A 21,066-nucleotide genomic window follows, 5' to 3' on the forward strand; every position below is an offset into this window, starting at 1 on the left:
TAGTTCATGTCGTGAATCCTCAAATTGTCTGGTGTGACGCTAAAAATGTTCAGGGCTGAAAAAACAAAACCCCCGGTCGGGAGGCCGACCGGGGGTTGAGAATTCTCTGGTGGCGACCCGTTTAAAGTGGGCGCCGTGTGGGTATCAGGCGCGCCAGTGGCTAAACCAATACCCAAAATAAAAGCTGACCGAAGCACAAACGTCATTCGCCCGGGCAGCCGCAACCGAGCGCGGGGCGCTGGTGGTACGAAGCTGTGAGAGGGCGTTGAGCATGGTCTGTCTCCGATGAATGCACCGAGCTTACTAGAGGCCGGTACGCGGATTCAATCAGAAAATGCTATCGATGATCATGGGGCTTTTCTATCGCTTGAGTACGTCGGGGGGTGTGACACACTTTGCGCTGCGCCCAACAACCACAACGTCACAAGGACGAACCATGACGACACTGACTATTGCCGCCGCTCAATCGATTTCTATCGCCGGTGATCTTGCCGCCAATATAGCTAGGCATCGGCGCTTCATGCAGGTTGCTGCAGAGCAAGGCGTGCAATTGCTGGTGTTTCCGGAACTGTCGCTGACCGGGTACGAACGCGGCTTGGCGGCGGAGCTGGCCATAGCGCCAGACGCCGGGGTGCTGCAACCGCTGCGCGATTTCGCGCGGGAAGTCGGTGTGACCAGTGTCGTTGGGATGCCGATTCGTTTGTCGGGCGATTCGCCGGTATTGATCGGAGCTCTGGTATTGGGCGCCGATGGTTCGCTCGGGGTTTACAGCAAGCAGCATCTGCACCCGGGCGAGGAGGTGGCGTTTGCTCCGGGAACGGGCGGTTCGACATTAAAGATCGGTACCGACACCGTCGCGCTGGCGGTCTGCGCCGATTTTTCTCACGCCAGTCACGCGGCAGCCGCGGCACGGCAGGGTGCTGATCTATATGCCGCGGGCGTGTTGATCACAGAAAACGGTTACGCTCCGGATACCGCACTATTGCAAGGCTATGCTTGCACTCACTCGATGGCGGTTCTGATGGCCAATCATGGTGGCGCAACGGGTGGCTGGGAGTCGGCAGGGCGCAGTGCAATCTGGGCGGCGGATGGAACGTTGATTGTGGTGGCGCCGGGTACGGGGAACCTTATGGTCATTGGTCGCCGCAACGCTGACGGCTGGAAGGGGCAAATCGTGGCTGTGACGGAGGCTTGAATGGGGTTCGAATTGCGTCCGGCAACGTCTCGGGACCTGGACTTTGCCCGTGACCTGACTTGTCGAAATATGCTTCGCTACTACATTCAACATGAGCTGTTGTGGCTGGACGAGGCCTTCGATGTCGCCTGGGAGGGGCGGGAAAACTGGCTGATTGTGCGGGAGGACACGGTGATGGGTTACGTCAGCCTGAGCCGTGACGCCAGAGCCTTGTATATCCGCGAATTGCATGTGTCAGCAGCGTACCAGGGGCAGGGTGCCGGTTCCTGGGCGATCGATCAGGTATTGGCAATGGCATGCAAGGAGCGACGTCCGGCATTGCGTCTGACCGTCTTTGAAAATAATCCGGCAAAAAAGCTTTACGAAAGAAAAGGCCTGAAGGTGGTCGGCAAAGACCAGTGTTTCCTGAGAATGCAGCGTGATATCAATGGACTGCATCGCTGAAACACACTGGCGGCAAGCCTCGCAAGAAGATTTGACACTTTTTATATGCTGCTTTCCGCTAGGTCTGCCAGTTGCTTTTTGCTAAGGTGTCCGACAACCCAATAAGACCAATTCGCGAGGTGTCTGCTTGATTAGGGTGCTAGTAGTCGATGACCATGATCTCGTTCGTACAGGCATTACACGAATGCTGGCTGACATCGATGGCCTGCAAGTAGTCGGTCAGGCCGAGTCAGGGGAGGAATCCCTGCTCAAAGCGCGTGAGTTGAAACCCGATGTGGTGCTGATGGACGTCAAGATGCCCGGGATCGGCTGTCTCGAAGCCACGCGCAAATTACTGCGCAGTCATCCGGACATCAAAGTCGTCGCGGTCACCGTGTGCGAAGAAGATCCGTTTCCTACCCGGCTGTTACAGGCAGGTGCCGCAGGTTACCTGACCAAGGGCGCCGGATTGCCGGAAATGGTTCAGGCCATCCGCCTGGTGTTTGCCGGGCAACGCTATATCAGCCCGCAAATTGCCCAGCAACTGGCGATCAAGTCGTTCCAGCCAACCAATGATTCGCCCTTCGATGCCTTGTCGGAGCGGGAAATCCAGATTGCGTTGATGATTGTCGGCTGTCAGAAGGTGCAGATCATTTCCGACAAACTGTGCCTGTCGCCCAAAACAGTGAATACCTACCGTTACCGTATTTTCGAGAAGCTTTCGATCAGCAGCGATGTCGAATTGACGCTGCTGGCGGTTCGTCACGGCATGGTTGATGCCAGCCTCTGAAAATGACTGAAATCTTCGATCCAAGTGCTTTTCTGTCGACAGTCAGTGGTCGGCCGGGCGTCTATCGCATGTTCGACAGCGATGCGCGCCTGCTCTATGTAGGCAAAGCGAAAAATCTCAAGAAGCGTTTGGCGAGTTACTTTCGCAAAGCCGGTCTTGCCCCCAAGACTGCTGCGCTGGTAGGCCGTATTGCCCAAGTCGAAACCACCATCACGGCCAACGAAACCGAGGCCTTGCTGCTTGAGCAGACGCTCATCAAGGAATGGCGTCCGCCGTACAACATCTTGCTGCGCGACGACAAATCCTACCCTTATGTCTTTCTCTCGGATGGCCAGTTCCCACGTTTGAGTATTCATCGCGGAGCGAAAAAGGCCAAGGGCAAATATTTCGGCCCTTATCCCAGCGCGGGTGCGATTCGCGAAAGCCTGAGCCTGCTGCAAAAGGCGTTTTTCGTTCGTCAGTGTGAAGACAGCTTTTACAAGAACCGCGCTCGACCTTGTCTGCAATACCAGATCAAACGCTGCAAGGCGCCCTGTGTGGGGCTGGTGGAGCCCGAGGTGTATGCCGAAGATGTACGCCACTCGGTGATGTTTCTTGAAGGGCGCAGCAACGCTCTGGCGGACGAGTTGTCTGCGGCCATGGAAGAGGCGGCGGTCAACCTCGAATTCGAGCGCGCCGCCGAGCTGCGTGACCAGATCTCATTGCTGCGTCGGGTCCAGGACCAGCAGAGCATGGAAGGCGGGACAGGCGATGTCGATGTGATTGCGGCGTTCGTCAACCCAGGTGGCGCCTGCGTACACTTGATCAGCGTGCGCGGTGGTCGGGTGTTGGGGAGCAAGAACTTCTTTCCGCAGGTGGGTATTGAGGAAGACGTTTCTGAAGTCATGGCAGCGTTTCTTGGCCAATACTTCATCAGCAGTCCAGAACGGGACTTGCCGAGCGAGCTGATCGTCAACGTGGTTCACGAAGATTTTCCGACCCTGATCGCAGCCATCGAAGAGCTGCGCGGTCGTGAATTGACCATCAGCCATCGAGTACGTGGTACCCGGGCGCGCTGGCAGCAATTGGCGGTCACTAATGCCGAGCAAGCGCTGGGCGCACGTTTGGCTAACCGGCAACACGTTGCGGCCCGTTTCGATGCGCTGGCTGAAGTGCTGAGCCTGGACGAGCCGCCGCAACGTCTTGAGTGTTACGACATCAGCCATTCCAGCGGCGAGGCCACTGTGGCGTCCTGCGTGGTGTTCGGCCCGGAAGGCCCGATCAAGTCCGACTACCGCCGCTACAACATCGAAGGCGTTACCCCGGGCGATGACTATGCCGCGATGCACCAGGCCTTGACCCGGCGCTTCAGTAAATTGAAGGACGGCGAGGGCAAGTTGCCGGACATCCTGCTGGTCGACGGCGGCAAAGGCCAGCTGTCCATGGCGCGTGACGTGCTTAACGAACTGGCTGTGCCAGACCTGATTCTCTTGGGTGTGGCCAAGGGCGCGACGCGCAAGGCCGGTTTTGAAACCCTGTACCTCAACGACGCGGCCCATGAATTCACCTTGCGCGGCGATTCCCCAGCGCTGCATCTGATCCAGCAGATACGCGACGAAGCGCACCGTTTTGCCATTACAGGGCATCGCGCACGTCGTGGCAAAACTCGCCGCACGTCTACACTTGAGGGCGTTGCAGGTGTCGGACCGACACGTCGGCGCGATTTGTTAAAACATTTTGGTGGATTGCAGGAGCTGTCTCGTGCCAGCATCGAAGAGATCGCCAAAGCACCCGGAATCAGCAAAAAGCTCGCAGAGTTGATTTATGCAAATCTGCACAGCGAGTAGAATGCCCAACTCACCTCGTAGCCAGTTGTGCCGATGAATATCCCTAATCTGATTACCGTTCTACGCGTCCTGCTCATCCCGATCTTCATTTTGCTGTTTTACTTGCCTTACCACTGGAGCTATCTGGCGTCTGCCTCGGTCTTCGCCTTTGCCGCCGCGACCGACTGGCTCGACGGGTATCTTGCCCGTCGTCTGGAACAAAGCACACCGTTCGGGGCCTTCCTCGATCCTGTTGCAGACAAGCTGATGGTCGCCGTTGCACTGGTTCTGCTGGTGCAAGAGCATGGCAACCTGTGGCTCACGCTGCCGGCCGCCGTTATCATCGGTCGCGAAATTGTCGTCTCGGCACTGCGCGAGTGGATGGCCGAACTCGGTGCCCGCGCCCATGTAGCGGTGTCGAACCTGGGCAAATGGAAAACCGCCGCACAGATGCTGGCGCTGGTGATCCTGCTGGCCAATCCTTCGGACTTCAGCTTCTGGGTCCTGATGGGTTATGCCTTGTTGCTGGTGTCCGCTGGCCTGACGTTGTGGTCCATGGTCCAATACTTGCGGGCTGCCTGGCCGCATCTGAAGACGGACGTGGAAAAGAAATAAACTTTTTTTGAATCAAGGGGTTGACGGGGGATGTGGATTCTATAGAATGCGCCTCACCAAGACGCGGGAATAGCTCAGTTGGTAGAGCACGACCTTGCCAAGGTCGGGGTCGCGAGTTCGAGTCTCGTTTCCCGCTCCAAGATTAAAAAAAACGCCACTCAATGAGTGGCGTTTTTTTGTGCGTGAGATTTACGTTCGGCGTTGAAAAGAGAGGCTTCGGCCCCGACTCTCACCGATACCTGAGTCCGAAACGCCAAACCCCGTGCCAAGGACTACACCCTCCCTGACTACAACGGCCTCGTCCTTTTCGTGAATACGAAAGGTGCAAAGTGCTGGCACTTCCGCTTTTCCTGGGCAGATAAGCAACCCCGTATTTCTCTCGGTACCTACCCTGAAATTAGCTTAGGAGATGCTCGTGCTCTGCGTGATGTTGCGCGGGCATTGGTCGCTAGGGGCATCGATCCGCGTGTCCATCGGCAGCAGGAGCGTAATGCCAGGCGCCTGGCCACGGAAAACACCTAAGAAGCAGTTGTTCAGCATTGAAAGTGGTACGCAAAGTTGAACATCGTGTTTCTGGAATTGTGCTGAAGTAGGGCGCCATCTGTCATCTGCCCGAAGAGCTGTTTCCCTCTCTCATAATAGGCAAGCGAAAAGCCATTCCCGAGCGTAGTTATGCGGAAGAGCCCGGAAACGACCGGGAGCCTATCGGGACCTATTTACAAGCTTTGACTGAAGATTTGTCACCAGGGTTTAGTGATCTGAGCTGCAAATGAGCATGAAATCCGTCCGTTGCAATTGACATTAATTATCATTGGCACCTAGTATTCATTCCCCTTTGTGCCGGTCGGACCGTATAAGGATATAGAAGCGCCGATGAAAGACTTTGATGATGCTTTGCTTGCCTTGCTCCAGGATGACGAATTACAGCTGCCAGACAGCCTCCAAAGGCAGTCAGGTGGTGGGCCGCAAGTCCTTTCCTTCGCTCAGCAGCGTCTCTGGTTCCTGCAACGCCTGGAACCGAATGCCACGGCTTACAACCTGTCCCGTGCTTTTCTGTTCGCGGGTACCTTGAATATCTCTGCGTTGCGTCTGGCATTCGAGGCGCTGATCAAGCGACATGGGGTATTGCGCACACGATTTATCGAAGTCGATGGCGAGCCTCGGCAAGAGCTGCTGGATGATGTGGTGTTCGTCATGCAAGAGCGTGAGGTGCCTGGAGTCGATCGCGCCTCACGGCATGAGCATCTGGCGTCGTTGCTGGCGATTGAGGATCAGTCGGCGTTTATTCTTTCCCAGGCGCCCCTGCTCGAGGTCAAGCTGATTCGCTACGACGAATTCAGCCACGCTCTTCTCTTGAAAATGCATCACATCGTGACTGATGCCTGGTCCAATCCGATACTCGTGCGCGACCTAGCAACGGCGTACAGCCAAGCCATCCGAGGTGAAGCCCCGACGCTGCCCCCATTGCCCGTGCAATATGTGGACTACGCGGTTTGGCAGCGTCGTCGCTTGCACACTGACGTGGTGCAGGCTGATCTTGAGTACTGGAAAAACTATCTCGGCGCGTCGGTACCGGTGTTGGAATTGCCCACCGATTTTCCGCGCCCCGCGCAGCAAAGTCAGCGCGGACAACGGCTTCGGTTCGCACTGGACGATGTACAGTCCGCCCGGATCCACGCGTTCTGTCGCGATTATGCATCGACCCCTTTTGTCATCCTCCTGGCGGCCTGGCAGCTGCTGTTGGCGCGCTATAGCGGCCAACAGACATTTGCCGTGGGCGTTCCCCACGGCGGGCGCAGCCGTGAAGAGCTGGAAGAGTTGCTGGGCTTTTTCGTAAATACGCTGGTTTATCGCGTTCAGCTGGACCCGCAACTGACGGGCCGTGCGCTTTGCCGTCGTTTGCGCGGTGAGTCGCTGTCTGCACTGCAGCACGCCGAACTGCCGTTTGAGTTGCTGCTCGAGCATCTCGCGATCGAGCGTGACGTCAGCCGCACACCGGTGTTCCAGGCGATGTTCAACTTGAGTACGGGGGCGGCAGTCAACCTTGCGTTACCCGGGCTTGAGGTCGAACGTGTATTGCCGACGCAAGACAGTGCCAAATTCGATCTCACCTTGGACGTAGCGGTTCGACCAGACGGTGTGTATTGCGAGCTGGAATACAACCTGGACCTGTTCTCGCCTGCCACCGCCGAGCGTCTCGCCGGACTTTATCGTCACCTCCTGAATGGTTTGTTGACCCAACCAGATGTGCCGGTCTGGCATCTGCCGATGCTTGATGAGGTTCAGCGCTTGCAGCAGCTGGATACCTGGAACCGGACTGAGCGAACCCTGTTACCGAATCAGGACATGCTGGGCTTGTTCGAGCGTCAGGTCAGTGCCGATCCTGATCGCTGCGCGTTGATCAGCGGCGAGCAACAGTTGAGCTACGCAGTGCTCAACGCCCGTGCCAATCGACTGGCCCATTGGCTCAGAGCTGCCGGTGTTGTCGGGGATCAACGGGTAGGCGTTTGCCTGGATCGCGAGGCTGATTTGCTCGTGACATTGCTTGCCATTCAGAAAAGCGGCGGCGCCTATCTGCCAATCGACCCCGGACAACCAGCGGCACGCAATGCCGATATCATCGAGCAAGCCCGACCGGGCCTGGTGCTGACCCGTGAGGCTCTGCGGGGTGTCGTCGGTTCCTCCGCGCGGGTGGTCACCCTCGAAACGCTGGCCGATGCCTTACCCGCGCTGCCCGATACCAACCTGGCGCTGGCCACTCATCCACGTCAACTGGCCTATACCCTTTACACCTCTGGCTCTACGGGACGACCCAAGGGCGTCGACATTGAACGCCAGGCGTTTATCAATTTTCTGCTGGGCATCCAGGAACATGTGCAACTGAGCGACGCCGATCGGCTCTTGGCGGTGACCACCCTGGGCTTTGATATCGCCGGGCTGGAGCTGTTCCTGCCGCTGATTCAGGGCGCGACGGTGGTGTTGGCCAGTCGTGAAGCCAGCCTGGACCCACGGGCATTGATCGACTTGCTCGAGCGTCACGCCATCAGTGTCATGCAGGCGACACCTGCCACCTGGCAAATGCTGGTCGATCACGATTCACTCGCCTGGAAAGGGCTTCGAGTGCTCTGCGGTGGCGAAGCACTGGGGTCAGAACTGGCCGAACGCCTGCTGGCGCGCCAGGTCAGGCTGCTGAATGTCTATGGTCCCACGGAAACCACAGTATGGTCGGCGGTGCATGCGGTAGAACAGGTGGACAGTGCTGTCATCCCCATCGGCCAGCCCTTGGCCAACAATCGCCTGTATGTCCTGGATGAGTTCCTCGAGCCCCAGCCGGTTGGCGTTGCAGGTGATCTATACATCGGCGGCAGTGGTGTCGCCCGAGGGTATGCCGATCGGCCTGAATTGACCGCCGCGTCATTTATCCCCAATCCATTTGTGCAGCCTCATGCGCCGGGTGTCCAGGCAGGCAGTCGGCTGTACAGGACCGGTGATCGTGCGCGTTATCGCAGTGACGGTTGCCTGGAGTTCCTGGGGCGCAGCGATTTTCAGGTCAAGCTGCGCGGCTTTCGCATCGAGCCAGGTGAGATCGAGGCGGCATTGTCCGCGTTGCCTGGCGTGGCTCAGGCGGTGGTGGTGTTGCGACGCGGCACCGGCGATCAGGACGTTCTGGTGGCGTATCTGTGCGGTGATATCACCGAGGTGGACAGCGCTGCCGTTGGGCAGCGACTGCGTGAACGGCTACCGGCCTACATGGTCCCGGGGGCGTTTGTCGTTCTGGCGAAGCTGCCACTCAATGCCAACGGCAAGGTCGATCGCAAGGCGCTGCCGGAGCCTCTCTGGAGTGCAGGGGAGGCGGGCGAGGAGCCCGTAGGGCAGTGGCAGACAAGCCTCGCCGAAATCTGGAAAGAAGTGCTCGGGGTCTGGCCCATTGCATCCGATGCCGATCTGTTCCGATTGGGCGCCCAATCGCTGCAACTGGTCAGGATTCAGGCACGGATCAGGCACCAGTTTGGTTGTGAGGTCGCACTGGCGCAGTTGTTCGCTCACCCGGTGCTCAGTGATATGGCCGAGTTGATCGAGCAAGCCTGCGGTACACCTGAGGTTGATGAACTGACCGCTATTGAAAATCTGTTGCTGGCCTTCGAATAACCCATTCGATCCGCCGCACGCGTGTGCAGCCTGCGAGGAATTTGCATGACCCTGTTCTTATCTCTGCTCAAGCGTCACCGTACGTTGTTGAGTCTGGGCCTGCTGGCCAGCCTGGTCAGCGCCGCTGCCGGCATTGGACTGCTCAATGAGATCAATCGCCTGATTTCAGGCGCCGCCATCATGAATACGCTGCTGGCCGCGAAGTTTCTTGGCTTGCTGGTGCTGCTGTTTGCCTGCGGTTTCGGTTCTCAGGCCTTGTTGACCGCGCTGGGCCATCGAGTGGTTTACGAGTTGCGCTTGCAAATGGTCAAGCGCTTGCTGGACACCTCCATCGAACAACTGGAGAAAATCGGCGAAGCCAGTTTGTATGCGACCTTGAGCAAGGACATCGAAAGTATCGGGCAGGCCTTCAACCGCCTGCCATTCGTGTTCTACAACACCGTCCTGATGCTCGGCGGCTGCCTGTACATGGCCTGGCTGTCCTGGCAGCTGTTGTTGATTTGCGTCGTCGGCTTGAGCCTGGGAACCTGGTTGGCCCATGGCTGGTTCACCAAGATGCGCCAGTTGATGAAGCGCGTACGGGAAACCGACGACCGCTTGTACGCCGCCTATCAGGGCGCGATCGAGGGGCGCTTCGAACTGGCACTCAATGCCCGGCGCAAGGAGCGTTTCTATGCACTGGATCTGCAGCCTGCCGCGGAATATGCACGGCGCAATGAAGTGCACGCCGATCGTTACTGGACCTTGAGCCTGAACTGGACGGTGACCCTGATCCTTGCACTGGCCGGTGGATTATTTGCTGCCGGAGCCTGGTTAGGTCTGAGCAATGGCATCATCGCCGCGTTTGTCCTGGTGCTGATGTTTTTGCGCATGCCACTGAATGACCTGATCGGCAGCCTGCCGACCCTGGTGGCGGGCAATGTCTCGCTGGCCAAGATCGAGACCCTGGCCTTTGCCGATTACCGTACCGAGTTCTCGACCCGGACCGGTCAGCCGGATGTCCGGCAGCCAATGCTCGAGCTGCAGGGGCTGGGCTATGACTACCCCCATGCTGGCGACGAGTACGGATTCCGTCTGGGACCCGTGGACCTGATTGTCGCGAAGGGCGAGATCCTGTTCATCGTCGGGGGCAACGGCAGCGGCAAGTCGACCCTGGCCAAATTGTTGACCGGGCTGTATGAGCCCAGCACCGGGACCCTGCGGCTGCAAGGCGTGGAAATCACCCCTGAGTTGCGGGACTGGTACCGCGCACATTTCTCCACGGTGTTTTCCAGCTTCTATCTGTTCGAGCGCCTGGTCGGTCCAAACGGTGACTTCGACATGAACCTGGCCCAGGCATGGCTTGAGCGTTTACGTATGGAACGCAAGGTCACGATCGACAAACAAGGTGGCCTTTCCACCACTCGCTTGTCCCAAGGACAGCGCAAGCGACTGGCGCTGCTGGTGGCGTTGGTGGAGGAGCGGCCGATCCTTTTGCTTGATGAGTGGGCCGCTGACCAGGATCCCGGTTTCCGTGGGTTTTTCTATCAAGAGCTGCTGCCTGAACTGAAGGCTCAGGGGAAAACCATCATCGCGATCAGTCATGACGATCGTTACTTCTCCATCGCTGATCGGGTCCTCAAATGTGATGGCGGTCAGCTGTATCCGTTCGATCATGCCGGGGCAGATGTCGGACAGCTTTCCGGGCAGGAGCATTGCATTCCTGTTTGAACGGCTGTCTCTGCATTGTTTCTTGGCGAGCAGTGGTTTTGCACCACAACAATCAAAAAAAATGATGGCCCCAGCAGGGGCCGCACATAGGAGCGAGCGGCATGCAACAACGGGGTAAAGGTCGGCCAACGGCCAAGATGGGGAATCTGCTGTTGGTGCCAATAGTGAGCGGGGGCATGTTGCTCACGCCGTCGGCATGGGCAGAAGAGAACGAAGCCAGGCAGGCGCCAACCGAAACAACGAGCACCATGACGCTGCCCGAGCAGTCGATTGTGGGTATGCAGACCGAAGCGCCCACCGTGTCGGTGGGGACCAAAGTACCGTTGCGTCTTCGCGAAGTGCCGCAGACCATCAACGTGATCGGCCAGGAACGCATCCAGAAGCAGAACCTGTATACCCTCGAGGATGCCCTGGGCAAGGTCGGCGGTGTCACCGTGCAGCGTATCGACGCCAGCCGCTTGAGTTTTTTCTCCCGTGGCTTCGAGATCACCTCGTTGCAGCTGGACGGCACGCCGACCACCATGGACAACCGGATTTTCCTTTCGCCCGATCTGGCGATGTATGACCGCGTCGAAGTGCTCAAGGGACCGTCCGGCAGCCTGACTGGCGCCGGCGGCCCTGGCGGCAGTATCAACCTGGTGCGCAAACGCCCATTGACCGAGGCGGCGGTATCCGCTGAAATCAGTGCCGGATCCTGGGACGACTATCGGGGCATGGTCGACGTCACCGGCCCGTTGACCGACAGCGGCAACGTGCGTGGACGCCTTGTGCTCAGCGATCGCAAGCAAGGTTTCTACTACGACGGTGGCGGTAAACGCGAGTCGAACCAGATCTATGGCGTCGTGGACATTGACCTGACGCCAGACACCGTCTGGACCATCGGTGCAAGCAATCAGAACACCGATATCCAAGGCGCCCAGCGCTCCCTGCCTGCCTATCGCTACACCAATGCCGCCGGTGAAGCCGCCATGTCGCTGCCGGATGTTTCGCGCAAGAATTTCTACGGCGCGGACTGGAACCGCGATTACTTCTGGAGCACCGCGGTGTTCACCGAAGTCGAACACCAGTTGGGTGATGGCTGGAAAACCAAACTGGCCTTGCGTCACGCCGACAACAACTACGACCTGACCCAGGCTTATGCCCGCAATGGCGGAGGGATCGACCCTGCCGACAACCTAGTGTCGATGAACTCGATCATGTTCGATTATCGGGAAAAGCAGGACGAGGCGGACCTGTACCTCGATGGGCCGTTCAACTTCCTCGGTCGTGAACACAAACTGCTGGTAGGCGCCAACTATTCGCGCTCCGAGTTTGCTTCGAACGGTGGTTACTTCTCCGACTTCCTGGGCGATGTCGACCTCAACGATCCGCAGGTGGATTTTCCATTTCCCGCGTTCCCTGATTCGGACAAACTGCCGACCAGCGTGGCCAACACCCGCTCCAAAGCGGTCTATGGCAACGTGCGCCTGAGCCTTGCGGACCCATTGACGCTGGTGCTTGGCGGGCGGGTGACCTGGCTCGATATGCACCGCAGCCAGCATCAACCCACTGCAGGTTCGCCGTCGGAAAAGGTCGGTGATAGCGTTTCGCAAAAGTTCACGCCGTTTTATGGCTTGATCTATGAACTCAATGACACCTACTCGCTGTACGGCAACTACGCCGGGGTGTTCCAGCCGCAGCCCATCAGCAACCTGGACATCAACAACAACATCATCAAGCCGCGTGAAGGCGAGCAGTACGAGCTGGGCATCAAGGGTGAATTCCTCGACGGTGCTTTGAACGCGTCGCTGGCGGCGTTCCAGATCGAAGAAAAGAACCGTGCCGTTCCGGATATGAACGACCCGAACTCCCGGGCCATGGTCGCCAGCGGCAAGGCCAGAACCCGTGGTTTCGAAGCTGAATTGAGTGGGCAGTTGACGCCGGACTGGTTCCTGACCGCCAACTTCACCCACACCTACAAACGCTATGACAGCCCCAACGAACAGCTGCAGACTTACCTGCCGAAAAACATGTTGCGCGTCTGGACGCTCTACAAGTTGCCTGGCGAGCTGGAAAAATGGAGCGTGCAGGGCGGCGTCAGTGTCGTCAGCGAAACCTTCAACAAACTGGATGTGCCTTCGCTCGACATGAACGGCACCAAACTGCGTCAGGGTGGTTATGCCTTGTACGATGCCGGTATCGGGTATCAGATCACGCCGAACCTGTCGGCTGACCTGCTTGGTACCAACCTGGCCGACAAGAAGTATTTCCAGCGTATCAACACCTTCCAGGACGGGAACATCTACGGTGACCCTCGGGCTGTGTCCATGACATTGCGCGCCAAGTTCTGATCGGGACGGCCTGAAACAAGCTCGGCATACTTCGGTATGCCGGGCTTTTGTCGTTATCGGGCAGTTACATGAGTGGTCAAGGAGGGTGGGTGAGGCATCGATCTGTAAAACAGAACAAAAAGCCGCTGGATCGACAGCGAGCGGTGTGGCTGGTGCTGGCTTTGTTGATCGGCTATCTGTTCATCTGGGCACTGACGACTCTGTCGGGGCTGAGTCTGTTGCAGCTGGGCCTGCAGCGAAGTGAAGCGGTGCTGATCAGTACGATGGCGGGTTTTGTGATCTACCCGTTGTTGGTGCTCTGGTTATTCTGCGCCCGACGCGCAAGGCGCAATGGCGTGCTGGTGGCTGGCGCATCGATGCTGTTGCTCGGGATGGTTCATTATCTGGTGGGAGGAACCTGATGTTCGACAGTGCTCGTCAGTCCATGCTGTGGCTGCACCGGTTCATCGGGGTCGGTTTTTCCGGGCTGTTATTGATTGCTTTTTTCATGGGCAGCCTGGCGGTGTATGACCGTGAGCTGGACAGCTGGATGCTGCCGCAAACCCGTCTGGCGCCTACCGATGCGCCGATATCCCTGGACCGGCGCGTGGTGCCTCATGTCGCGGGCTTGAGCGAGGGCAAACCGCTCATGCAGTGGTACGTCGAATTGCCCGATGCGCGTCGACCGCTGCTGCGTTTTCAAGCCTGGCCCCTTGAGGGCGATGGCTACAGTCGATTTCTCGCTCCGACGGGTGATCAGGTCTTGCCTGAAGCCGGCAGTCGCGGCGGTGATTTTTTCTATCGACTGCATTACACCTTGAACATAACCACCTGGAGCGCCGGTGCCCGCTTGCTCGGTCTGGCGGCCATGTTGGGGTTGATGGCGTTGATTGTCGGCGTTTGCATCCATGCCCGACTGTTCCAGGATCTGTTTACCTTGCGCGTCGACAAGTCGCCAAGGCGCTTACTGGACCTTCACAACCTCACGGGGGTTTTCGCCCTGCCTTTTCATTTCGTCATCATGCTGACCGGCTTGCTGATTCTGTTCCCGCTGTATTTGCCTGCCAGCGTCCTGGCGGTGTATCAGCAGCAGGCCGATCAGTTCGGTGCCGAAGCCAGCGCGGCGTATCGCCGGGAAGCTTCAGGCAAGCCGGGGCTTCTGGCGTCGCTCGATCAGATGATGGAGCAAGCCCGATTGCACTGGGGTAACGGCGAGCCTACGTTCGTCAGGGTCTGGCACCCGGGGGACGCCAATGCCTACGTTGAGATCAGTCGCTCTGCCGGTGACCGTCTAAGCAAGGATGAGCAGACCTTGTATTTCGACGGTGCCAGCGCCAGCCTGCTGCACGAATCTCGATTGCCTGCCGCCGCCGGGACCTTCAAGTTTCTGGCGGGTTTGCATGTCACACACTTTCAGCAGCCATGGTTGCGTGCCTTGTATTTTCTCGCCGGTTTGAGTGGTTGCGTGATGCTGGGCAGCGGTCTGCTGTACTGGCTGGAGAAGCGCCGCCTGCAAAGCGCCAATGGGCAGTGGGGCGTGGCGTCGATGACGCTGTTTACCAGCGCACTGATCACCGGGATGCCGCTGGCCACCTTGGCCATGCTCGTCGCCAATCGCTGGCTGCCGGTCGAACTGAGCGCGCGAGCCGATTGGGAAATTCAGGTGTTCTACGGGGCCTGGCTGTTGGCGACTGCGCATGCCGCGCAGGCTGTCTGGCGCTCGCCGCAACGACGCGCGCCGTGGGCGATGCACTGTCTGGCGATCAGTGTGTTGGCAGTGCTGGCGGTGATCTCCAATGCCTGGAGCACCGGCGATCATCCATGGCAAGCCATCAAGCAAGGCTACACGGCGGTGGCGGGGGTGGACCTGGCGCTGTTAGCGGTTGCGCTGCTTGCGGCACGCATTGGCTGGCGTTTGCGCAGTCGCGCTGGCGTAGTGGTTGCGCTCGGTGAGGTGAAGAATGGCTGATGGATTGTCGAGCCTGATGGTGTTGATCTTGCAGGGGGTGGGGCTTAGCACGCTAGCGCTGAGTCAGATCGTTCATTGGCGCAAGGTCATGGTGGGTGAACCATTCCCCGGACCCCGAGCGTTGCGCTGGGCTGCGCTACTGGCGTTGACCCTGGGGTTGGTGTTGAGCCAGGCCGTTCTGGGTGTCGCCATGGGCACGGTCTTCTGGTTTTTGGCGCTGGTGCCTTGCGGCATGGTCGTGACGCTGCTGCTGTGCTGGCGTGGTTCGTGGCTACGCGGGTTGGGGCGCTTGTTCAGGGCTTGAGGCCTTGCGCAAGTTGGCAGGCCCCGGGCCATTCCCCGGGGCCTGTTATTCAGCCAGCCACCGCTTTGGCGTAACGGCTCAAGACATTGGCCAGATCAGCCAGTATCGGGTTCAGGAACACCAGGTGAGCGGGGATTTTCGTGCCCCACTGTTCCTGTAGCCGAGCGCACAACAACACTGCCTTGAGCGAGCTGCCACCGGCTTCGAAGAAGTTTGCCTGCTCGTCCAGATCGGTGTGTTCAAGCACCTCCTGCAAGGCGTCGAAAACCTGCGTTCGGGCGTCCGCCAGAGGCTCGACCTGTGGCCGGTTCATCGGTTTGAGCTGCTGCAACAGCGTTTCGAAGGACGGCGATGTCTGGCCCAGGACGGTATCGATCAAGGCGCGGAAATCTTCGCTCAACGCCACGATGCTGTCGTGCTCGAACAGATCGGTGCTGTAGGTGAACGTCGCGATCAGCCCTTGCTCACGCTCGCTGATGTCCAGCATCAGGTCAAAGAGGGTACTGCGCTTGCCATTGTCTTCCCTGACCGGCTCGATCCTCAAATCGCCAAACTCGGAGGAGGTAAGAATGCGTTCGCGATGCAGATCGAACATTACCTGGACCAACGGCGCACTGTGTTGTTGAGCACTGGGCAGTGCTTGCAGCAGTTGTTCGAACGGTAGGTCCTGATTGGCGTGAGCCGTCAGCAGGTTGTCCCGGACCTGTTTGAGTACATTGTCGAATCCCGGGTTGCCCGCCAGGTCCGTACGCAAGGCCAGGGTATTGACGAAGAAACCGATCAAGCCCTCCAGCTCCTGGCGATGGCGATTGGCGATAGGAATGCCGATCCGTATGGCCTGCTGCGCGCTATGGCCGGCCAGCAGCACGTTGAACACGGCCAGCAGCGTCATGAACAGGGTCGCGCCCTGTTCCCGGCTGTAGGCGTGCAGCGCTTGCGTGATCTCCAGGCCCAGTTCGAAAGTGTATTCAGCACCCCGATGACTGGGCAGCGCCGGACGCAGCAACATGCAAGGCAGTTGCAAGAGCGTTCGGTCGGCGCCCAGGTGTTGCAGCCAGAAATCCAGTTGCGGCTTGAGCACGTCGTGATTGAGTTCACGGCGTTGCCATTGGGCGAAGTCCGCGTACTGCAAGGTTTGCCCGATCAAGGGCGAAGGCTGCCCTTTGCTCAATGCGGTGTAGAGCTGGGTCAATTCACGGGTGAACACACGCATCGACCAGCCATCGAAGACGATGTGGTGCAAGGTCAGCCAAAGTACATGCTCCTGGGCAGACAGCCGAACCAGGCCTGCGCGGATCAAAGGCCCCTGCGCCAGATCGAACGGGTGGGCGGCCTGGGCCCGGAGTTCGGAGTGCAGGTGTTGATGCCGATCACTTTCGCCCAGATGACTCAGGTCAATCAATGGCAGCGTGAAACCCTGCGCTACGCTGATGCGCTGCACCGGTTGATTGTTTTCCAGTGTGAAAGTGGTGCGCAGAGCATCATGGCGTTGCAGCAGTAGCGCAAAACTGCGCTCCAGCGCCAACACGTCCAGGTCGCCGTGCAGGCGCACCGATTCGGGCACGTTGTAAGTGGTACTTCCCGGGTGCAGGCGATCGAACAGCCAGAGCCGTTCCTGGGCGTACGACATCGCCGTTGAAGGCAGGCGGTGTTGGGCCGTGATGGGCGGCAACGTCGAGGCATCGGCTTTTGGCAGCGCCTGGTCAATGAATTCGCCCAGCGTCGGATGCTGGAACAGGGCACGTACCGGCACTTCCAGCCCCAGGCTGCTGCGCAGTCGCGACACCAGTCGGGTCGCGGTCAGGGAATGGCCGCCCAGTTCGAAAAAGTTATCGTCCAGGCCGACACGCTCCACCCCCAGCACTTGCGTCCACAGCGCGGCCAGCAATTGCTCGCGTTCGTTGCGTGGCGCCCGGTAGCTGAGCTGGCGCTCGCGGGCGGGCGCCGGTAATGCCTTGCGGTCCAGCTTGCCGTTAGGGGTCAAGGGAAATGCCGACAGCATCACATAGGCGTTTGGCAGCATGTAGTCCGGCAATTGCGTGCCCAGATATTCGCGCAACGCGGTGGCGCCAGGGCATACCTCGCGCGCCACCAAATAAGCGACCAGCTCCGTATCGCCCACTTCGTTCGGGCGGGCGATGACGGCGGCTTCCCGTATCCCGGGATGGCTCAGCAGGAGGGCTTCGATTTCCCCCAGTTCAATCCGGAAGCCGCGAATTTTCACTTGGTCGTCGACACGACCGAGGAACTCGATGTCGCCATGGGGATTGACCCTGCCGATATCGCCGCTGCGATACCAACTGCTACCTTGGGGATCGAGCGGGTTGCTCAAGAAGCGTTCGGCGGTCAGGTCAGGTCGTCCCAGATAGCCCTGGGTAATGCCTGCGCCACTGAGGTAGATTTCACCTGCCACGCCGGCCGCCACCGGGCGCATCTGCTCGTCGAGTACGAACACCTGCATATTGGCGATGGCCTTGCCGATCGGCAGCACACCGTGTTCGTCGCCCCGGGCGCGATAGTAACTGCACCATACGGTGCCTTCGGTCGGACCGTACTCGTTGTATAGCTGGGCGTGCTCGCATTGCTCGCGATGATGTCGGGCGAGGGCGGCCGGACAGGCTTCGCCGGCGACGATGGCGCAGCGCAGGCTGCCTAACTGGTCGGCTGCCTGTTCCAGTACCTGGGCGTAGAGCGACGGCAACATCAAGGTGTGGCTGATGCGCTGGGTTGCGATCAAGCGGCCCAAGGCCAATGCATCCTGTGCCTGGTCGACCTGCGGCAGGCACAGTCGACCGCCACGGCCAAGGGTCCAGAAAAGACCGGCCACCGAACTGTCGAACGCCAATCCGGACACCAGCAGGAAAGACTCCAGGGGATCTTCATAGGCCAACTGGCGCGCCGATGTCGAATGCACGGCATTGCGATGAGTCACCATGACCCCTTTCGGGCGCCCCGTGGAGCCCGAGGTGAAAATCAGATAGGCCAAGGTGTCGGCATCACTGATGGGTTCGGGACGCTGATCGAAGGCGCTGTCGCTACCCGGCAGGTCGAGCCACACCGTTTCGTAGTTGCCCCTGGGCAAGCGCGTTTGCAGGCGAGTCAGGCTCAGCAGCAGTGGGGCCGCGGTCTGCTCGAGCATGTCGCTCAGGCGTTCGGCGGGGTACGTCGGGTCCAGTGGCAAGTAAGCGCCGCCCGCTTTGAGAATGCCCAGGATGCCGACGAGGGCTTCACTGCAACGCTCGATGAACAACCCCACCGGCTGCCCGGCCGTCAAGCCCGCTTGGCGCAGTCGATGCGCCACCTGGTTGGCCTGGCGCTCCAGCGTTTGATAACTCAGGTGAACATCACCGTGGGTAACGGCGATGGCGTCAGGTTGTGCGTCGACCTGTTGCTCGAACAGATGGTGCAACAACGTCGGGGCCGCCATCTGCGTAGCGGTCTGGTTCAAGGCCGCCAGCCAATCCTGATGAGCACGACTGATACCGTTGGCATCGCTCAATGGTTGCGAACTGGCAGCGCTGGCCTGCACGCACAGGGTCAGGTACTGATCGAGCAACAAACGGGCGGCGTCGACGTCCAGCGCCGAGGCGTCGAAGTGCAGGCGAAAATCAAACCCTTGCGCGTGTTCGGTGACGTCCAGCAGCAGTGCATGCGGGCATTCTTCGCCTTCCAGTGCCTGTACCGTCCAGGCCGAGGGCGCGGGTTTGCGCAAGCGAAAGCCGAACGGCGTTTCTACCGATTGAGCGGGCCACGATTCTTGCCAGGTGTTGGCCTCGGTCAACAACGAGGAAAACTCACCGAGCAGGCCGGCCAGCGACTGACTGTCGTCGAAGGTCAGCAGCAGCGGCAGGCGCTTGGCGTAGGGGCCCATCGCCGTTGCCGTGGCGCTGTTGCGGCCTTGATGTTCCCAGCCGAGCAGAACCTGAGGCTGACCCAGATGGCGTCTGAGCAGCACCGCCCAGCATACGCCGAACAGATTCTGCGCCGGGGTATCAAGGCCGGCGAGGGCGCTGCTGAGTCGGTCTTGAAAATCCGCGTCCAGAGTCTGTTCGACCTGGGTCATTTGCCGTTCGCCAGAGGTCGTGGCGCGCTGGAACGGATGCAGTACCGTTAGCAGTTCCGGCGCCTGTTGGCGCTGCCAGAAGGCGCGCCCGGCGTCGCTGTCGCTGCCGCTGGTGTATTCGAACTGCCACTCGGCGAAGTCGGCAAACTGGACGGCGTCTTCCGTCAGCTCACTGCCCAGATAAAGCGCTTGCCACTCCAACAGCAGGCGTTCCAGTGTGGTGACGTCAGCATTGGCGGCAGGCAGCGCGACCAGCAGGGTGGATGGCAGCAGGGCAACGGCCAGGGCCGGTGGCGTGGCCTGGCTCAAGACGTCACGCAGTGCCGGTTTCAAGTCGCCGACAGAAGACTCGGGCGCAATGATTTCCCGCCAGTCAATGTCGATGTGTTCGGCGATCACCTGCACCGGCAATTCCATGCCGGGCGCGGCCACCAGACGGGTGCGCAGAATTTCGTGGCGCTCCAGCACTTGCTCCAGGGCCGAGCGCAGGCGTGCGCTGTCGATAGCGTCAGGCAAGGCCAGGGTCAGGAACCGGACAGCGCTGCGATCAGTGGCGCGCGACCAGTACAGGTTTTGTTGCAGGGCGGGGCGAAAACCCTCTAAGGCATTGCTGGACATAGGATTGAGGCCTTGAAAAATAAGGGGCAAGTCAGGGACGTCGAACGGGCGAGCGGTTCAGGGCTTGAGCGCCACGTCTGTGCTGTTCAGTGCTTCGGCCATGGAGACCAGGATGCGTCTGGGGCCGTTGTATTCGTTGCGCGCATGCACCGAGAGCATGTTGTCGAGCAACAACACATCGCCGCGTTGCCAACTGAACTCGATCATGTTTTGCAGGTACACGGCGCGCAGATGCTCCAGCACCTCGGGCTCGATCGGGCTGCCGTCGCCATAAAAAGTGTTCTGCGGCAGATCGTCGGCATCGGCGAAGTCAGCCTGCAGTGCGTCACCGACGCTGGCCGGCAGCGTGCTGACGTGGAAAAACGTGGCATGGTTGAACCAGAGGATTTCGTCGGTGCGCGGATGACGGACCAACGCCGGGCCGACCTGGCGCGTGCGCAGGCGATTGTTGTCTTTCCATTGCGTCTGGATGCCGACACTGGCGCAGTAGGCCTCGACCTGCGCCCGGTCCTCGGTCTGAAACACGGTTTGCCAGGGCAGGCCAAAGCCGTCTCCGTAGTTGCGCACGTACATGATGCCCAGGCGGGCGAAGCGTTCGCGTACCTGCGGATCGATGCCACGGGTAATGGCGCGGGTATCGCCGATCGGCGTTTCACCACGCCATTGCGGGGCGACGTCGCACCACAGGAAAATCTTCAACGGGAACACCGGTGAGTAAGAGTGTTCATTGTGCGGGAAAATGCGCTGGTCTTGCGGGTAGTCGGTGGAGGTGTAGATGTTCAGGCGTGGATCGACCTGCGTCCTCGGCGAGGCCCTGAATTTGTACTCCAGCGCACCGCCCGACAACGAGCTGATGCATTGGTCGAAGGCCGTGGCATTGTCGACCTGGAAATTACGAAACAGCAATGCGCCGTGTTCCAGGAGTTTGCGCTCGATCAGTTCCCGTTGCCGCTGCGCCCAGGCGATCAGGCTGACACCGGGGCTGGCGGGTTCGCACAGCAATGTGTAGTTCTGACCGTCATTGAGCGGCTTGAATGTGACCAGTGCGTCTTCATCCAGGCGAATCGGCTTGCGGCGCATGCCGCCCAAGGTAGGTGTCGCGGGACCATTCATGTC

13 protein-coding genes, 1 tRNA gene and 1 pseudogene are annotated in these 21,066 nt (G+C 59.5%); 13 read left to right on the forward strand and 2 right to left on the reverse strand.

Annotated elements, in window-relative coordinates:
• Nucleotides 1-436 precede the first annotated feature (436 nt).
• From AB7M26_RS19005 to AB7M26_RS19065, 13 genes and pseudogenes are all read left to right on the forward strand, one after another.
• Nucleotides 437-1,195: a carbon-nitrogen hydrolase family protein gene (locus AB7M26_RS19005; RefSeq protein WP_123494999.1), complete on the forward strand. Its 759-nt coding sequence runs from the start codon at nt 437-439 to the stop codon at nt 1,193-1,195.
• Nucleotides 1,196-1,639 carry a GNAT family N-acetyltransferase gene (locus AB7M26_RS19010; RefSeq protein ID WP_123494998.1) on the forward strand — a complete coding sequence of 148 codons (444 nt, stop codon included), beginning with the start codon at nt 1,196-1,198 and terminating at the stop codon, nt 1,637-1,639.
• 127 nt (nt 1,640-1,766) lie between these two features.
• A complete protein-coding gene (gene gacA, locus AB7M26_RS19015) occupies nt 1,767-2,408 on the forward strand; it encodes a response regulator transcription factor GacA (RefSeq protein WP_454238989.1) in 642 nt (213 codons plus the stop codon).
• A 2-nt stretch (nt 2,409-2,410) separates the two neighbouring features.
• Nucleotides 2,411-4,234 carry an excinuclease ABC subunit UvrC gene (gene uvrC, locus AB7M26_RS19020; protein ID WP_123494997.1) on the forward strand — a complete coding sequence of 608 codons (1,824 nt, stop codon included), beginning with the start codon at nt 2,411-2,413 and terminating at the stop codon, nt 4,232-4,234.
• Nucleotides 4,235-4,267: 33 nt separating this feature from the next.
• Complete coding sequence (gene pgsA, locus AB7M26_RS19025) at nt 4,268-4,828, forward strand: CDP-diacylglycerol--glycerol-3-phosphate 3-phosphatidyltransferase (RefSeq protein WP_008066866.1); 561 nt, start codon at nt 4,268-4,270, stop codon at nt 4,826-4,828.
• A 63-nt stretch (nt 4,829-4,891) separates the two neighbouring features.
• A tRNA-Gly gene (locus AB7M26_RS19030) sits at nt 4,892-4,967 on the forward strand.
• Nucleotides 4,968-5,083: 116 nt separating this feature from the next.
• Nucleotides 5,084-5,350, forward strand: a pseudogene (locus AB7M26_RS19035) (Arm DNA-binding domain-containing protein); the annotation flags it as partial.
• A gap of 351 nt (nt 5,351-5,701) precedes the next feature.
• A complete protein-coding gene (locus AB7M26_RS19040; protein WP_429385754.1) occupies nt 5,702-8,977 on the forward strand; it encodes a non-ribosomal peptide synthetase in 3,276 nt (1,091 codons plus the stop codon).
• A 45-nt stretch (nt 8,978-9,022) separates the two neighbouring features.
• Complete coding sequence (locus tag AB7M26_RS19045) at nt 9,023-10,687, forward strand: cyclic peptide export ABC transporter (RefSeq protein WP_123494995.1); 1,665 nt, start codon at nt 9,023-9,025, stop codon at nt 10,685-10,687.
• Between the two features lie 101 nt (nt 10,688-10,788).
• Nucleotides 10,789-13,017 carry a TonB-dependent siderophore receptor gene (locus AB7M26_RS19050; RefSeq protein WP_123494994.1) on the forward strand — a complete coding sequence of 743 codons (2,229 nt, stop codon included), beginning with the start codon at nt 10,789-10,791 and terminating at the stop codon, nt 13,015-13,017.
• An 89-nt stretch (nt 13,018-13,106) separates the two neighbouring features.
• Nucleotides 13,107-13,418: a hypothetical protein gene (locus tag AB7M26_RS19055; protein ID WP_123494993.1), complete on the forward strand. Its 312-nt coding sequence runs from the start codon at nt 13,107-13,109 to the stop codon at nt 13,416-13,418.
• Entirely contained in the window at nt 13,418-14,965 is a 1,548-nt protein-coding gene (locus tag AB7M26_RS19060) for a PepSY-associated TM helix domain-containing protein (protein WP_123494991.1), read from the forward strand. Before AB7M26_RS19055 ends, AB7M26_RS19060 begins: the two co-directional genes overlap by 1 nt.
• Nucleotides 14,958-15,269 carry a DUF3325 family protein gene (locus AB7M26_RS19065; protein WP_123494990.1) on the forward strand — a complete coding sequence of 104 codons (312 nt, stop codon included), beginning with the start codon at nt 14,958-14,960 and terminating at the stop codon, nt 15,267-15,269. The genes AB7M26_RS19060 and AB7M26_RS19065 overlap by 8 nt, the downstream gene beginning before the upstream one ends.
• A 49-nt stretch (nt 15,270-15,318) precedes the next feature.
• On the opposite strand, the gene AB7M26_RS19070 is transcribed toward AB7M26_RS19065, so the two are convergent.
• The gene (locus AB7M26_RS19070; protein WP_123494989.1) at nt 15,319-19,950 is read right to left on the reverse strand and encodes a non-ribosomal peptide synthetase; all 4,632 of its coding nucleotides are present in this window, start codon (nt 19,948-19,950) and stop codon (nt 15,319-15,321) included.
• A 57-nt stretch (nt 19,951-20,007) separates the two neighbouring features.
• The gene (locus AB7M26_RS19075; protein ID WP_007895666.1) at nt 20,008-21,063 is read right to left on the reverse strand and encodes a TauD/TfdA family dioxygenase; all 1,056 of its coding nucleotides are present in this window, start codon (nt 21,061-21,063) and stop codon (nt 20,008-20,010) included.
• Between the last annotated feature and the right edge of the window lie 3 nt (nt 21,064-21,066).

The sequence above is a fragment of the Pseudomonas sp. F-14 TE3482 genome (genome assembly GCF_053629455.1).

Excerpts from the sequence above, each read along its gene's own strand:
- AB7M26_RS19005 (WP_123494999.1), top strand. The coding sequence starts at position 437 with ATGACGACACTGACTATTGCCGCCGCTCAATCGATTTCTATCGCCGGT.
- AB7M26_RS19010 (WP_123494998.1), top strand. The coding sequence starts at position 1,196 with ATGGGGTTCGAATTGCGTCCGGCAACGTCTCGGGACCTGGACTTTGCC.
- uvrC (WP_123494997.1), top strand. The coding sequence starts at position 2,411 with ATGACTGAAATCTTCGATCCAAGTGCTTTTCTGTCGACAGTCAGTGGT.
- pgsA (WP_008066866.1), top strand. The coding sequence starts at position 4,268 with ATGAATATCCCTAATCTGATTACCGTTCTACGCGTCCTGCTCATCCCG.
- AB7M26_RS19040 (WP_429385754.1), top strand. The coding sequence starts at position 5,702 with ATGAAAGACTTTGATGATGCTTTGCTTGCCTTGCTCCAGGATGACGAA.
- AB7M26_RS19045 (WP_123494995.1), top strand. The coding sequence starts at position 9,023 with ATGACCCTGTTCTTATCTCTGCTCAAGCGTCACCGTACGTTGTTGAGT.
- AB7M26_RS19050 (WP_123494994.1), top strand. The coding sequence starts at position 10,789 with ATGCAACAACGGGGTAAAGGTCGGCCAACGGCCAAGATGGGGAATCTG.
- AB7M26_RS19060 (WP_123494991.1), top strand. The coding sequence starts at position 13,418 with ATGTTCGACAGTGCTCGTCAGTCCATGCTGTGGCTGCACCGGTTCATC.
- AB7M26_RS19065 (WP_123494990.1), top strand. The coding sequence starts at position 14,958 with ATGGCTGATGGATTGTCGAGCCTGATGGTGTTGATCTTGCAGGGGGTG.
- AB7M26_RS19070 (WP_123494989.1), bottom strand. The coding sequence starts at position 19,950 with ATGTCCAGCAATGCCTTAGAGGGTTTTCGCCCCGCCCTGCAACAAAAC.
- AB7M26_RS19075 (WP_007895666.1), bottom strand. The coding sequence starts at position 21,063 with ATGAATGGTCCCGCGACACCTACCTTGGGCGGCATGCGCCGCAAGCCG.